Annotated in this window: 11 protein-coding genes; all 11 read right to left on the reverse strand. The window is 33.2% G+C overall.

Annotated elements, in window-relative coordinates; genetic code table 11:
- Window positions 1-95: 95 nt before the first annotated feature.
- Window positions 96-929 carry a 4,5-DOPA dioxygenase extradiol gene (ygiD, locus tag HY951_17370; protein MBI5541830.1) on the reverse strand — a complete coding sequence of 278 codons (834 nt, stop codon included), beginning with the start codon at window positions 927-929 and terminating at the stop codon, window positions 96-98.
- Window positions 930-1,142: 213 nt separating this feature from the next.
- Window positions 1,143-4,013: a T9SS type A sorting domain-containing protein gene (locus HY951_17375; GenBank protein MBI5541831.1), complete on the reverse strand. Its 2,871-nt coding sequence runs from the start codon at window positions 4,011-4,013 to the stop codon at window positions 1,143-1,145.
- 136 nt (window positions 4,014-4,149) lie between these two features.
- Complete coding sequence (locus HY951_17380; GenBank protein MBI5541832.1) at window positions 4,150-6,936, reverse strand: cytochrome c3 family protein; 2,787 nt, start codon at window positions 6,934-6,936, stop codon at window positions 4,150-4,152.
- Window positions 6,937-7,376: 440 nt separating this feature from the next.
- Window positions 7,377-8,246 carry a hypothetical protein gene (locus tag HY951_17385; protein MBI5541833.1) on the reverse strand — a complete coding sequence of 290 codons (870 nt, stop codon included), beginning with the start codon at window positions 8,244-8,246 and terminating at the stop codon, window positions 7,377-7,379.
- 36 nt (window positions 8,247-8,282) lie between these two features.
- On the reverse strand, window positions 8,283-9,179 hold the full coding sequence (locus HY951_17390) for a CxxxxCH/CxxCH domain-containing protein (protein ID MBI5541834.1): 897 nt from the start codon (window positions 9,177-9,179) through the stop codon (window positions 8,283-8,285).
- A 194-nt stretch (window positions 9,180-9,373) separates the two neighbouring features.
- A complete protein-coding gene (locus tag HY951_17395) occupies window positions 9,374-9,688 on the reverse strand; it encodes a cupin domain-containing protein (GenBank protein ID MBI5541835.1) in 315 nt (104 codons plus the stop codon).
- Window positions 9,685-9,864, reverse strand: coding sequence for a (2Fe-2S)-binding protein (locus HY951_17400; GenBank protein ID MBI5541836.1), 180 nt, complete (start codon window positions 9,862-9,864; stop codon window positions 9,685-9,687). Before HY951_17400 ends, HY951_17395 begins: the two co-directional genes overlap by 4 nt.
- Window position 9,865: 1 nt before the next feature.
- A complete protein-coding gene (locus HY951_17405) occupies window positions 9,866-10,198 on the reverse strand; it encodes a cupin domain-containing protein (protein MBI5541837.1) in 333 nt (110 codons plus the stop codon).
- Between the two features lie 110 nt (window positions 10,199-10,308).
- Window positions 10,309-11,988, reverse strand: coding sequence for a hydroxylamine reductase (gene hcp, locus HY951_17410; GenBank protein ID MBI5541838.1), 1,680 nt, complete (start codon window positions 11,986-11,988; stop codon window positions 10,309-10,311).
- An 84-nt stretch (window positions 11,989-12,072) separates the two neighbouring features.
- Window positions 12,073-12,921, reverse strand: coding sequence for a 4Fe-4S binding protein (locus HY951_17415; protein MBI5541839.1), 849 nt, complete (start codon window positions 12,919-12,921; stop codon window positions 12,073-12,075).
- A gap of 309 nt (window positions 12,922-13,230) precedes the next feature.
- Window positions 13,231-13,629 (reverse strand): Rrf2 family transcriptional regulator, encoded by a 399-nt coding sequence (locus HY951_17420; GenBank protein ID MBI5541840.1) that lies wholly within the window; start codon window positions 13,627-13,629, stop codon window positions 13,231-13,233.
- Window positions 13,630-13,868 lie beyond the last annotated feature (239 nt).

Here is a 13,868-nt window from a genome sequence, read left to right on the forward strand (position 1 = left end):
ACTTAATTTTTAAAGCCTCGATTATATAATCGAGGCTTTTCTTTTGATGTCAGGTCGAAAGACCTGACTGCATAACAAATACCATGATTGCAAGATTATTCTTTATCTATCTTAACAGATGTCATTGTTAACGACCCTCCCACCAGTTTATCGTTAAAGAAAGTAATATTCTCATTTTCTTCTTTTAATGCCAATGCATATAACAAAGGTAAATAATGCTCAGGTGTTGGTATTGCCAACTGAAATGCTTTTCCCTGCGATTTAAAATTAATCAGTTGCTTATGATCATTTGAAAGAATAAATTTTTTCATTTGCTCATTTGCTTCTATTGCCCAATCGTAACCATAATCTATTTCATTCAATTTTTCCCAATCTATCATTCCCAGATTGTGCACCATGTTACCACTTCCAATAATCAATACACCTTTCTCGCGTAAAGATGAAAGTTCTTTTGCCAAATCATAATGATATTGTGGAGCCTGATAATAATCAAGGCTCATTTGAATTACAGGCACATCAGCATTGGGATATAAATGCTTAATAACTGTCCACGCACCATGATCGAGTCCCCATTTATCATCTAGCCCAACTTCTGTTTTTTTAATCAGCGATTTTGTTTGTTTTGCTAATTCTGGACTTCCTGGTGCAGGATATTGCACATCAAATAATGCCTGAGGAAAACCACCAAAATCGTGAATTGTTTTCGGCTTTTCCATTGCTGTAACAAATGTTCCTTTTGTTTCCCAATGTGCCGAAATACATAAAATGGCATTTGGTTTAGGTATGGTTTTACCAATATTTCTGAACCCTGTTACAAATTCATTTTCTTCAATGGCCGTCATCGGGCTGCCATGCCCCAAAAACAACACAGGCATTTTTTCTGTGTTGCTAAGGGAATTTGTTATACTATTTATTTCGTTAATTTTCATTGCTACTTAAACTATATCAATAAAGTTATTCATTAATGCAAGTTAGTGAAATAATAAATAAGCTACTGTAATTTATTGAGTTCTTTCTTAGAGTTCAAGTTGCCCATCCGCCGCGGCGGACAGCCTGCTAGATTTTAAACGTGTGTTACCCCACTGGTCGTTCTTCTTCTCTATCATAATGTCGGCAATGTGCCAGACTGTGTTTATTTGCTATTATTTTATTATTTTTTTAAATTCATAAATTTTACCATTTTCAAGTTTAATAAGATATACACCAGGTTCAAAATTACTTGTCTGAACCGTAGTCTTTTCAACTAAATTTCCTTTGAAAACTACTTGTCCAATTGCATTTGAAATTTCAAAATGTAATTTTTCTTTATTGCCTTCTATTACTATGACTAATTCATTTGAAAAAGGGTTAGGAAAAATATCAATTTTCAAACATTCCTTGTGCGATAATATTCCGGTAACAATTTCAAAATTAGCCACAAAAGCAGTATCAGAAACAACGGTAAAGTCTAGTGTGTCATTTGTTGAAATAACATTTCCGTTTTCGGTCCAGTTCACAAACTGGTAGCCCACATTGGGTGTGGCAATTAATGTAACCGTTTCGCCATGATTGTATGTGCCCGCTCCGCTTATTGCTCCTGAACTTATAGGATTTACATTTGCCGCAACCGAATAGCTGTTTAATTCAAAATTAGCTACAAAAGCAGTATCGGAAACAACGGTAAATTCAAGCGTATCATTTGTTGAAATAATATTTCCGTTGTCTGTCCAGTTCACAAAGTGGTAGCCCACATTGGGTGTGGCAACAAGTGTGGCAGTGGTTCCGGTGGGGTGATTTCCCGAGCCAGTTACAATTCCACTGTTTGAGGGATTAACGGTGGTTGTTATCAATTTTGTAAAATACCGGTTGTACAGATACAATTCCACAGAGTCGCGTTGTTGAGGTGTAAGCACAGTATTGTAAATAAGAACTTCGGCCATGTCGCCGTTAAAAAATAAGGAAGTTCCTTGTCTGCTGCCTAGAAACAGATTTCCGGCATTTGAAGAAAGAACATTACTGCCTGATGTTATACCATCTGTTTCATCAACACGCACTGCTCCCCCACTTGCCGATGCTCTTGCTCCAAAAATATGTGCATTTCCATTGGTGTAATCTCCGGAAATTCCTTTATCCAAATAGATTCCCGTAGTTGGAATAAACCTTGCGCCTACTCCGTTAAGATGATATTCGAATTGCTCATAATTTGCACCAGAAATCAGAAACTGAATGTTTGCTGAACCGGATTTTGCAACAATAAACATTTCATACGGATTATTAAATATTCCCAGTACAACTGATGGTGGCAAGTTTAAGGTGGATGCAGTTCCATCAAATCGAATCACCGAATGCCCGTTTATCACATTTTCGACTAGAATAGGTTGTTTGTTAATAATACTTTGACTGGCATTATTCGTGTTGCCCGAAACATCGCCCCAATATGAAACGGAAGACCCAGTTGTGGTTACATTCATATCGGCACGAAGACACGTTTTTAGGTGAGTGGTTGGAAGAGATGATAACAAAATGCTTTTCATTGCACTTTGGTTCGTTCCTGCAACCAATTGAAAATAGTAAACCGATTCGGGTGTTAATCCGCTTACTGTGGCACTTACCGTGGCATCCTGAGTTGACATAATGGTGATTTGTTGCGATGTTGTGCTTTGGTTCAAATTATTTGGGTCGGTACCGTAAATAAAATAATAATCCAGTGTTTCGTTTTGAGCGGGATTGCAATTTATGGTTCCGTTCGCGGTAATTGCTGTTGGTGAACTAGCCACTAATGATGTAATATCAGGCATAAGTGGAACTATTGCTGCAGGTGTTGCGGTGGCTAATTTTAATTTGCCGTTAATGGCATAAGCAGGATCGCCAAACGTTTCGTCAAAAGGTAAGCGTCCAAACCCAGAGGAATTATACTCCACAGGATTGATATCATAAACTGAGATTAACACATCCCATACTTCTTTCGGAAGGGTAACATTATAGCTTTGGTTTGCGGGAACAGTGTAAGCGAACTCGTTTCCGGCTGCGTTTCGCATTACGTAAGTATGTGGTGCATTATCGCGATTATAAAGCTCGAAGGTGGCCGTAGTTGATGTTGATGAAATAGCGGTAACCTCAAGCCATGTCGCCTCTTCGTATATAAAATTGGATGCAGAGGCTATTGCAAAGGGAACTCCGTTATAATCAATCTGCATGTCCCATTTTCCACCGGTGACAACAAATGCGGCCGACAACGCGGGAATAGTGTGGGTGTATATATCCGCTACTATTTGAACGTTCACCGTAACGGGATAGGTATTTCTGTTTTCTATTTTATACAACTGCGATTGATTGCTGCTCAACGCACCTAAAGTGTAAATCTGGATTTTTTTATCGGGAGTTTCCGTTTCGGAACAAAGCTGATCGTTAGTTAAAGTTTGATTAAACATACAGTTCTCATAACTGAAAGCCGTAACGCTGCCTTTCGGCACAAAAATCTGCTGTGTTTGATATGAACCTATTATCGTATTTCCAGTAAAACCACCTCCTGCATTATAATACAAAGTAACATTTAATGACGGATCGCAATTAATCAAATCATAATTTGCCATGGTTGGACTATCTGAACAGGTTGCCAGTATTTGAATTCTTCGGGAAACATCGAAGGGTGCGGCAATATAGTTGCGCCCGTAAAAAGTACCGTTGGCATTTGTAACCACCAGGCGGTAGTTTATTTCTCTTCGGGAAAATCCGTAAATACTGCTAATGGAAACCGGAGCGCTTACACCTAAATCGGTGCTTCCGTTAACTGTGCCAACTGTTACGGTATTGCCATAGCTGGTCGTGTTGCCATACTCAAAACTTACGCTGCATGTGGTGCCGTTGGCGTTCACAATTCCCTGTAAAGTGGCATACAAAGGGCTGCTCGCACTGCAGGCAGGGCCTGTGCCTACCCAGGTGGCACTACGGGTGAGTACGGTAGGGGTTTGGGCTACAATTGAAAAAGTGGTTAGCATTGTAGCTGCAAAAATTAAAATAATCCGAATTTTCATAATCTTTTTTATTTTCAAATTTATCGAATTGGTAAAGTTAGGATTTTTGGCTTAAATGATAATATTATAATAAAAGCAAAAAAGCTGTATAAAAAGATTAACTTTTTATACAGCTTTTACATAATCAAATCAAAATTTAGTAAGTACCTGCTATTAAAGAATAAATTATTAATGCAACTAATACTAGTCCGGTAAATACGAATATAAATCCGAAAACTTTAACTGTTTTAATCCAATTCTGTGAGAATGCTTTTTTAACAATTACTTTATCTAGTTTACCTGCTTTTTCTAATTCTTCATATTCTTTAGGTCTGTCTGCTTTATATTCTTCAACTGGAACATGACCGGTAAATATTACTGTATCCATTGGGAAAGCCTCAGGACGTAAATGAGTATTAAAGAAGTGAATTGTAAATATAAATCCAACTGCTAATAAAGCCTCATCGCTATGTATAATTTGAGCAACATTAATTACCCAACCAGGGAAGAAATTTGTAAAGAATTCTGGTAACCATAAAATTAATCCCGAGAAACCAATTACAGCTACTCCCCAGAATACTGCCATATAATCAAACTTTTCCCAATATGTCCAACGACCATAATAAGGACGAGGACCTGCTCCTAAGAACCATTTTACAGTGCCAATAGCATCTTTTAAATCCTGTTTGTTAAACATTAAGGAATCTTTACCAAAAATAAAAGACATCAATTTGGTTTTATTTTTAATCTTCATTCTTATTAACGAGAACACATGGAAAATAAAATAACCAAATGTTATAACAGCTGCAAAACGGTGAATGCTTCCAGCAACATGAACTCCGCCTATTAATTTTGCAAGGTTATTTGCCCAAGGCATATGAGCAAATTTTAACATCATACCTGTTAAAGCAAGTAATAAGAAACTTACAATTACAAATAAGTGAGTAATTCTCTGACTCTTTTTAAATCTTCTAAAATATACAGCCTCGCCTTTTGGCTGTTTATGATGTTTTTTCTTTCTGGCTTCCATTATCGACCTTGGTATCCATAACAATGTATGAATTCCAAAAATTCCAAATACACTTAACAATAATGTTGTCATTATCCAGAAAGTATAATAAAGAACATCGTTATCATTATGTGTGGCATGTGTTAAATAACCGGTAAACTCAGCATTAGCATTTGGATGGCATTTTTTACAGGTTTTAACAATATTTTTCTGCCCAATCATTGATTCAGGGTTAGAAATTTTTAAAATCTTATGTGCACCATGACAATCAGAACATCTTGCTGCTTTTAAATATCCAAGCGTATAAGCTTTCCCATGATATGTTTCCATATATGTTTCTGAAAGCTTTTTATGACAACTTCCACACTGAAGAGTAATTTCATTTAAGAATTTATCTTTATCAATTTCGGTAATTGTATGAGCAGTATGACAGCTTGCACAAGTCGGGAATTTTTTATCTCCTGTACTTTCAGTAATGGCATGATCGCTTGTCATGTAATCATCAAAAATACTCTTATGACATTTCGAGCATGTTTTTGGAACATTTTTAGGATTAACAGTTGAGTTATCGTCTGATTCTTTCAGAATGTTATGAGATGTATGACAATCGGTACAAACTGCACTTGCAAGTAATCCTTTTTCCTTTAATCCTTTTCCATGAACACTTGAAGCATAATCACTATACGCATCAATCTCTTTTAATTTAGTGTTAATAACAGCTTTTCCGTTTTTATTATGGCATTTACCACATAAATCAGGAATAGAGCCTCTATATGTAGGAGATGTGTCATCATATCTTGTTTTTACTTTGTGCGTTCCGTGACAATCTGTACAATATGGAGCATTTGATTCTTTATTATTAAAATATGCCTGACCATGACCACTGGTTATATAAATATTAGAAACCTCTTCGTGACAACCGGAACAATCTACTTTTTTATTTGTTATACAAGGACGTTCAGTTTTATTTTCAACAGTTACTTCCGAGTGACATTTAGTACATGCAATTTTCTTATGTGCTGAATTAATTAAATCATCTTTGTTAATCTTTAAAGATACCTTCTGGCCATTTACCATCTTATGAGTTTCGGCATTCTCGTGGCATTTTAAACAAAGTTGATTCGAAACAGTTTCTTCAATTTTTTTAACCTTAACAATGTGCGACGGATGACAATCGCTACATGCAGGAACAGAACCTGCCTGCTTTTCCCATAGTTCTCTTTTAATTACTTTTGTATGTACTTCTTCAATTCTTGCATGACATTTCATACAAGTACCAGCAATTTTATTTGGCGAAATTGAAGAGTTAGGACTGGTGTGTGGTAATATCAAGTGGTTGCCATGACAATCATTACACGTTGCTGTAACAATTAGCCCACTTTTATATAATCCCTTACCATGAATACTTTCACTATAATGCTCAAGAATATTACTCTGAGGAATGTTATATAATCTTGCAACCGGCGATCCTTCTTTATGACATTTACCACAAAGAACAGGAATATTCATTTTATAAGTAAGTGACTTAGGATTTGTGTGTCTTAATATTCCATGCTGCCCATGACATTCCTTACAATCGGGTGCATATGGCGCGTTTAATTTTAATGCCTGACCATGAATACCTGTAAAAAATTGCATCTGTGCATTTTTATGACAACCTCCGCACTCAACAGGTTTTAAATTTTCGGGATGAGGAAATTCTGCAACAGCCGCATCTTTATGACAAGATGCACATAGAACACTTTTATGAACAGATTTATTCAGAATATTTTTATCAGCAAACAACGAAATTGTTTTACCCCCTTTTACCTTAGTTAAACCATGATCTTCATGGCACATCAAACAATCATCATTTGTTTGTGCGTATAAGCCATTAACAGCTAAGGCGATAGCTGATAACACTAATATTAACTTTCTGGAAATTTTATTTAGCATTTTAATAATATTTTTTAAACTTTATACCTTATTATATTCTTTACAAATGTAAAATCGCTTTGCATATTAAAAAATGTTATAGAACATCTTAGCAAGGGTAACCATTTAATAAAAATCATAATTACATGAATTGTTATTATTCCTTACATCAAATTTTGTATTTAATTAGCATTATGCTTCTTACAAAACATTAAATTAAATCAAATTGTATAATTTTAAATTATGACCTACTTACCATCCAAATCTTTAAATAAATATTAATTGTGTTTAATATATGCTTTGTTTAGGTTATATAGCAGTTTAACCAGAATAAAAATAATCTTAGTTCGATTTAAGAAATCTTTAATCAACTTCTAACTACTAAAATCATATAAAGATTAAAAATAAAAAAGACCATCTTTTAGGATGGTCTTTAAAGTTTTTATTTAGCTCTTTTCTGGTTAGAATCTAACTGTAATATTAAAGCCAATAAATAAATTACTCATATCTCTTAGGTTATATAAATAATTTTTTTGTGGAATAATGTTATTGTAAGTTGTAGCAAATAATTGGAATGCATGTGTACCTCCATTTTTTTCAAAGCCAAAAGCATAACCCGGCTTTGGTGCTCCTGGCACTTCATTACCTTCAGCATCTTTAGGATAAGTGATTGACTCAAGAGGTGAAACATAATTAAATTCTGCCATAAATGATATTTCATTCCATATTTTAAACCTACCACCAACACTAGCACCAAATGCCTGATTTGCATGTAAAGAATCTACTTTGTTGAAATGTAAAAAATATGGAGCAATTTCCATAGATAGCCTGTCGTTAAATTTTCTTGCAATTATAAGCTGGTGAAAATAAGAAATACGGTTTGTGAAACTATAATCATCTCCAAATTCAGCTTTATTGCTTGCATTTATAACAATATTTCCATAATAGGTAAGAAATACAGGTGTTCCTTCTTTCTTTTGTTTTAGTATAGAATACTTCCAAACTAACTCCTGCATTTTATTGAATTTTTCTGTACCAAATCCAATCATTAGATTGTCTGTAATACCGTAATTAAATCCAAGTCTTGCATTTGCGGGTCCATATATACCAAACAAATCGCTGATGTTTTTAATTGTACCGATTCTATGATGAATTACAAATTCTTTTGACTTTTTAGTTGGCTGAAAAGTGGTTTGATTATCAATTAACATAGTACATGCAAAAGCATCTTCTACCGGAGTTTTTACCTGAGTTTCTCCCTCTTGAGAAATAGCATATTTTACACTGATAATCAATACCAGACATAAAATTAACGATATTCTTTTTAACATAATCATTTATTTAGATTTTATTGTTTTTACTAATTATTACCAACATTTTTTACCAACTCCACAATGAGCTGCAGTACCATTACCTGAGTAACTCATACCATTAGCCATTGTTCCACCTGCACTTACATTAAGAGGCTTAAAGAATGTTTCACCATCAATATGATAGTTTGTACCGTAAGTTCCTTGCAAGATTGGTCCGTTTACACTTGTTACATCTGTTGCACTAGCAGTATGACACCAGAAACACTGAACTCCACTCCAGTAAGGAGTTGAATAAGGAGCCAATGAAAAATCTTTAGTATTTGACATGTGTGCATTCAATTGATGACTGCCAGATGTAGGATATTTACCTGCTGTCATTAAAATATCTTTTGTAACAAAATATGGTGAAGTCATATTTCCATTACCGTTGTGACAGAAAACACATTCTGTTATTTTACCGGTATCCCATCTAGGAGTTTGTGCATATACGGTTGTTCCAAAAGGCAATGCTGTTGTGTCTCCCCATGTATAGGTTCCATCAGTACCCCTATCAGCTGTAACACCATTACTATGACAATAAACATTTGAACAGGTTTTTGTATTTGAATCCCAGGCAGGAGTATTGCTATCTGATCCTTTTCTTGTAGCTAAGCCTGCAGGATCAAAAGTAACATTTTTTACAGCATCAATATGTGTTGCAGTCTCATAACCATGACCAAAATGACATTCATTACAATCGTATGCATATAACCCTATTGTATGTTTACTATGCGCGTTTGTAGAATGCCCGGGAAAAGTAGCATTATGACATGCTTCGCATTTATCAGGCAAAACAACTTCTTCAGGTACATTACCTTTAAAAGTGATTTTTTGTTTTTCGCACGATGCCAAAAAAATCACATTACATATAAGTAATGTAAAAATTACAGTTTTGAAATTTTCTCTAATCATAGATCTTAATATTTAATTTAAAAAAGAATTTAAGACTCTTAAAAATATAACGATAGGTATTTTACCTCAGATTATGTTTAATAATACAAATATATAATTTGATTTATAAATAAAAAAAAGAATTATACCTTTTAAAATAAAAGATATAATTCTTTAAAACATGTTTTTTTACAAAGAAAAAAAATAAAGTGGAGTTAATTACTAATTAGCTTTACAACTAATAATTCTAGCTTTTCTTCTGAAATATTTTTCCAACCTCTTAAATAATTTTTCTCAACAAATACAGATGAAAATGAAAAAGCTTCAACTTTCTCATCTTCAATTGACAATATACCCTTGCCGGATATCACATTAAAAATCACGTCATTTGGATTCTTATGTAACTCTATTTCTTCACCGGGCAATAAACTTAGTTTTATTATTTCTATATTATTATTAGAAAACATTTTTCTTGCCTCAATGTCAAAACGAACAGGAGAGGCATTTTCATAACTGGTAATTTTTATCATTTAGTATATTTATTAATAATTTCCTGAATTACAGGCCTACACCCTCCGCAAATCATTCCAGCACCTGTTTCTTCACATACTTTATCAATAGTTTTAATACCATTTTTATTAATAGTATTTACTATTTGCTGCTTTGTAATTTCAGCACATGTGCAAATAACTTCATTGGTAAGCATATCATTCTCCTTTAATCATTATTAAAAGCATCTTAAATCTTTCATTTGCGAAAACTGAGTGAGGAACATTTGCAGGCATTATAATAAACTGACCTGCATTAAGTTTATATAGTTTTCTATCAATCGAAATTTCAGCATTTCCATCCAATATCTGAATAATAGCATCAAAAGGTGCAGAATGTTCACTTAATCCCTGACCTTTATCAAATGCAAATAGGGATAAATTTCCGGTTGTTTTTTTTGTAATAGTTTTACTTACAACAGAGCCGTCTGAATAATCCACACTTCCCGATAAATCAAAGATTGTAGAATGTTGAAATGTTAGTGAATTCATATTCTTTTATTTTAACAAAGATGTCTAATTTAAATTAATTCTAAATAATAAAATTAATTCAAATTAGACCATTCTTTTTATTTATTTGATAAATGCACCATTTATCATGATTAATTAAGCTCTAACTCATATTCAGGTTGTAAAAACAGTTTTATGTCTTCATCAACTGAACCAATTCCTGCAATACCAAAATTATCAACCAAAACTTTTGCAACATTTGCTGAAAGGAAAGCTGGCAGTGTTGGTCCAAGATGTATCTTCTTTACTCCTAGTGACAATAATGCTAATAAAACAATCACTGCCTTTTGCTCATACCATGCAATATTATATGCAATTGGAAGATCATTTATATCTTCTAATTTGAATACATCCTTTAATGTTAAAGCAATAACAGCTAGAGAATATGAATCATTACATTGCCCTGCATCTAAAACTCTTGGAATTCCACCAATATCTCCTAAAGCTAATTTATTGTAACGATATTTTGCACAACCGGCTGTTAGAATTACAGTATCCATTGGAAGTTTAGCAGCAAATTCTTCATAATAATTTCTGTCTTTTTGTCTGCCGTCACAACCTGCCATTACAAAAAATTTACGTATAGCGCCAGATTTTACTGCCTCAACAACTTTATCAGCTAATTGTAAAACCTGATTATGAGCAAAGCCTCCAACAATTTCTCCGGTTTCAATTTCAGTTGGCGAAGCACATTTTTTTGCATGAGCAATAATCTCAGAAAAATCTTTTTTGCCATCTTTTGCTCTGTTTGCAATATGTTTTGCACCCACTAAACCTGATGCTCCAGTTGTGTATATTCTGTCTTTATAACCTACATTTTTTGATGGTGGAACAATACAGTTTGTTGTGAATAAAATAGGACCATTAAATGATTCAAATTCTTCACCTTGTTTCCACCATGCATTGCCATAATTTCCAGCCAAATGACTGTATTTTTTAAATGCAGGATAATATTGTGCAGGAAGCATTTCGCTATGTGTGTAAACATCTACACCAGTGCCATCAGTCTGCTCTAAAAGCTCTTCCATATCTTTTAAATCGTGACCACTTATAAGTATCGCAGGGTTTTTTCTAACACCAATATTAACTTTTGTTATTTCAGGATTACCATAAGCTGTTGTATTTGCTTTATCAAGTAAAGCCATTACGCTAACTCCATTTTTTCCACATTCTAAAACAAGAGCTACAAGTTGATCGGCAGTTAATGAATCGTCAGTTGTTGCTGCTAATCCACGATGCATAAATTCATACACTGCTTTATCTTCATAACCTAAATTATTCGCATGTTCGGCATAAGCAGCCATTCCTTTTATACCATAAATTAGAAGTTCTCTGAGCGAACGCACATCTTCATTTATAGTACTTAATATACTTGCCTGTTCAGCTTTCTTTTCGAACTCGGCAACTGTATTTGCAACCCATGATGCAGATTCGTGCAACTTTGATTTTTCGATTTTTAGCCCTTTTTCTTCAAGTTCTTTTTCAAACCGAGCTCTTAATTTTAATCCTTCTTCAACTTTTGCATTAATTGCAGATTTGTCGAAATTAGCATTAGTAATAGTCATGAATAATGCATCAAAAACATATTTATCTATTTCATTATTTTCGATATTGCTTTTTCTTGCTTCATTTGCAAGTATAGAAATACCTTTACACGCATAGATTAATACATCCATTGATGCGGATAAATCATCAGATTTTCCACAAACTCCATTTACTGTACAAGCAACACCTTTTGCTGCTTCCTGACATTGATAACAAAACATACTCATAATAATTTTAATTGGTTAATAATAATTTATATTGATTTTTTAACAACTTACAATAATGTATTACATTTAAATTTAAGTTATTTGTTACATCCAACTTTCCTGAATAATTTCACCCTGTAAACTAACAACTATTGATTTTACCGGAACTTTTCTTGTTGCTTTTTCGAGTGCAATCTGAGCCATTCTTAACAACCCACCACAACATGGAACCTCCATAATCATAACAGTAATTGTATTAATTTTTGACTCGTCGATCATTTTAACTAGTTTATCTATATAAACATCCTGATTTGCATCTAATTTCGGACAAGCAATTGCCAGACTTCTTCCTTTTAAATGAGTAGAATGAAAATTTCCCATAGAAAAAGGAACGCAATCTGCTGCTAACAATAAATCCGAATCCTTAAAATAAGGAGCCATTGGATTTACAAGATGCATCTGAACAGGCCATTGCCTTAATTCTGATTTTTGAGATCCTACATTTGTTTCTACCGTGTTTCCATCTGGCTTCGTGTCAAATGACATTGTTTTTGAGCCAGGACAGCCGCATTGTGAGTGATTTTCCATTTTACTTTCTGTTTTTAAATTTATACTGATATTATTTTCTTTTAAATACTCTAAAGCCTGATTGTAATACTCTATTTCACCATGATCCTTTAAGTGATTTAAATGAGCAATCATTGTATTTTCACCTTGTTTAGAAATTATCTCCATAACTTTTCTCTCATCATATGGCTCGGCTTCGCGTTCTTCAATAGAAATAGCACCTTCAGGACAATGTCCTAGACAGGCACCTAGCCCATCGCAAAACAAATCGCTGATTAATCTTACTTTACCATCTATTATCTGAAGAGCTCCTTCCTGGCAATTTGGAATACATAATGAGCAACCATTACACAACTCTTCATCAATCTTTACAATTTTCCGTTTCATATTCAGACAGTTAAAATTATACAGTATTTAAGTATTTCATTACTCAAATGTAAGATCAAAAATTTAATCTGCCAAATAAATTCGGATGTTTTTTAACATAACTGATAAAAATCATATTTACGAGATCGTTAAAAGTAAATTGCTTATAATTAATATATGCTTACAAAAATTGAAAAAAGTAAAATATTAAATGAAACGGAGGTAATTAAGAAAAGGAGTTTATTAACATATATAAAAGGAAGTACAAACAACTAAACTAAATAATATTAAATTAAAAAGTAAAACCGGAATATTCAATTGTAATTTTACTTATAAATATTTATCTAAAGTTTGCGTTTCCATATACTCTTTAAACTTAGTAGTTAAATTTAAAGTAATATTATTCATAAAACACATATTAAAAGGACATATCTGCTTATCCAGAAAACATTCAGATATCTCTATTTTACCTTCAATTGATTCATAAATATTTAATAAACTGATTTTTTTAGCTTCTTTCTTTAAAAGAAAACCACCGGTTGGTCCACGCTGAGAGGTTAAAAATCCTTCTTTAACCAAACGTTGAAGAACTTTTGCAACATGATGTTTTGAAGTTAATGTAGCATCAGCAATATCTAAAACATTAGTGACTTTATTTGATCTTGCAATTATTATCATCCCATGCATAGCAATGGAAGCAGCTTCTGAAATTGTGACAACTTTTGACATTGAATAATTTAAGTAATTGATTACACAAATATACTATATTATTTTTGGTTATAAAACACCCTTACTTAAAGTTTAATTAAAAATATTAAACATCACTTATTTTTAGTTCTATATAATTATAGAATTTCAGTTTGGTTAGTTTACTGCGGCAAACTAGCATCGTTTTATTATACCTAACTCGAGTTATTATACATTTTATCATTTGCATTTAATCTAAAACCTGTCTTTCTATTTTCAGA

This window comes from Bacteroidia bacterium (genome assembly GCA_016218155.1).
GTDB lineage: Bacteria > Bacteroidota > Bacteroidia > Bacteroidales > GWA2-32-17 > GWA2-32-17.

Coding starts and splice junctions, on each gene's coding strand:
- HY951_17405 (MBI5541837.1), bottom strand. CDS start 10,198: ATGAATTCACTAACATTTCAACATTCTACAATCTTTGATTTATCGGGA.
- HY951_17395 (MBI5541835.1), bottom strand. CDS start 9,688: ATGATAAAAATTACCAGTTATGAAAATGCCTCTCCTGTTCGTTTTGAC.
- HY951_17380 (MBI5541832.1), bottom strand. CDS start 6,936: ATGCTAAATAAAATTTCCAGAAAGTTAATATTAGTGTTATCAGCTATC.
- hcp (MBI5541838.1), bottom strand. CDS start 11,988: ATGAGTATGTTTTGTTATCAATGTCAGGAAGCAGCAAAAGGTGTTGCT.
- ygiD (MBI5541830.1), bottom strand. CDS start 929: ATGAAAATTAACGAAATAAATAGTATAACAAATTCCCTTAGCAACACA.
- HY951_17415 (MBI5541839.1), bottom strand. CDS start 12,921: ATGAAACGGAAAATTGTAAAGATTGATGAAGAGTTGTGTAATGGTTGC.
- HY951_17385 (MBI5541833.1), bottom strand. CDS start 8,246: ATGTTAAAAAGAATATCGTTAATTTTATGTCTGGTATTGATTATCAGT.
- HY951_17400 (MBI5541836.1), bottom strand. CDS start 9,864: ATGCTTACCAATGAAGTTATTTGCACATGTGCTGAAATTACAAAGCAG.
- HY951_17420 (MBI5541840.1), bottom strand. CDS start 13,629: ATGTCAAAAGTTGTCACAATTTCAGAAGCTGCTTCCATTGCTATGCAT.
- HY951_17390 (MBI5541834.1), bottom strand. CDS start 9,179: ATGATTAGAGAAAATTTCAAAACTGTAATTTTTACATTACTTATATGT.
- HY951_17375 (MBI5541831.1), bottom strand. CDS start 4,013: ATGAAAATTCGGATTATTTTAATTTTTGCAGCTACAATGCTAACCACT.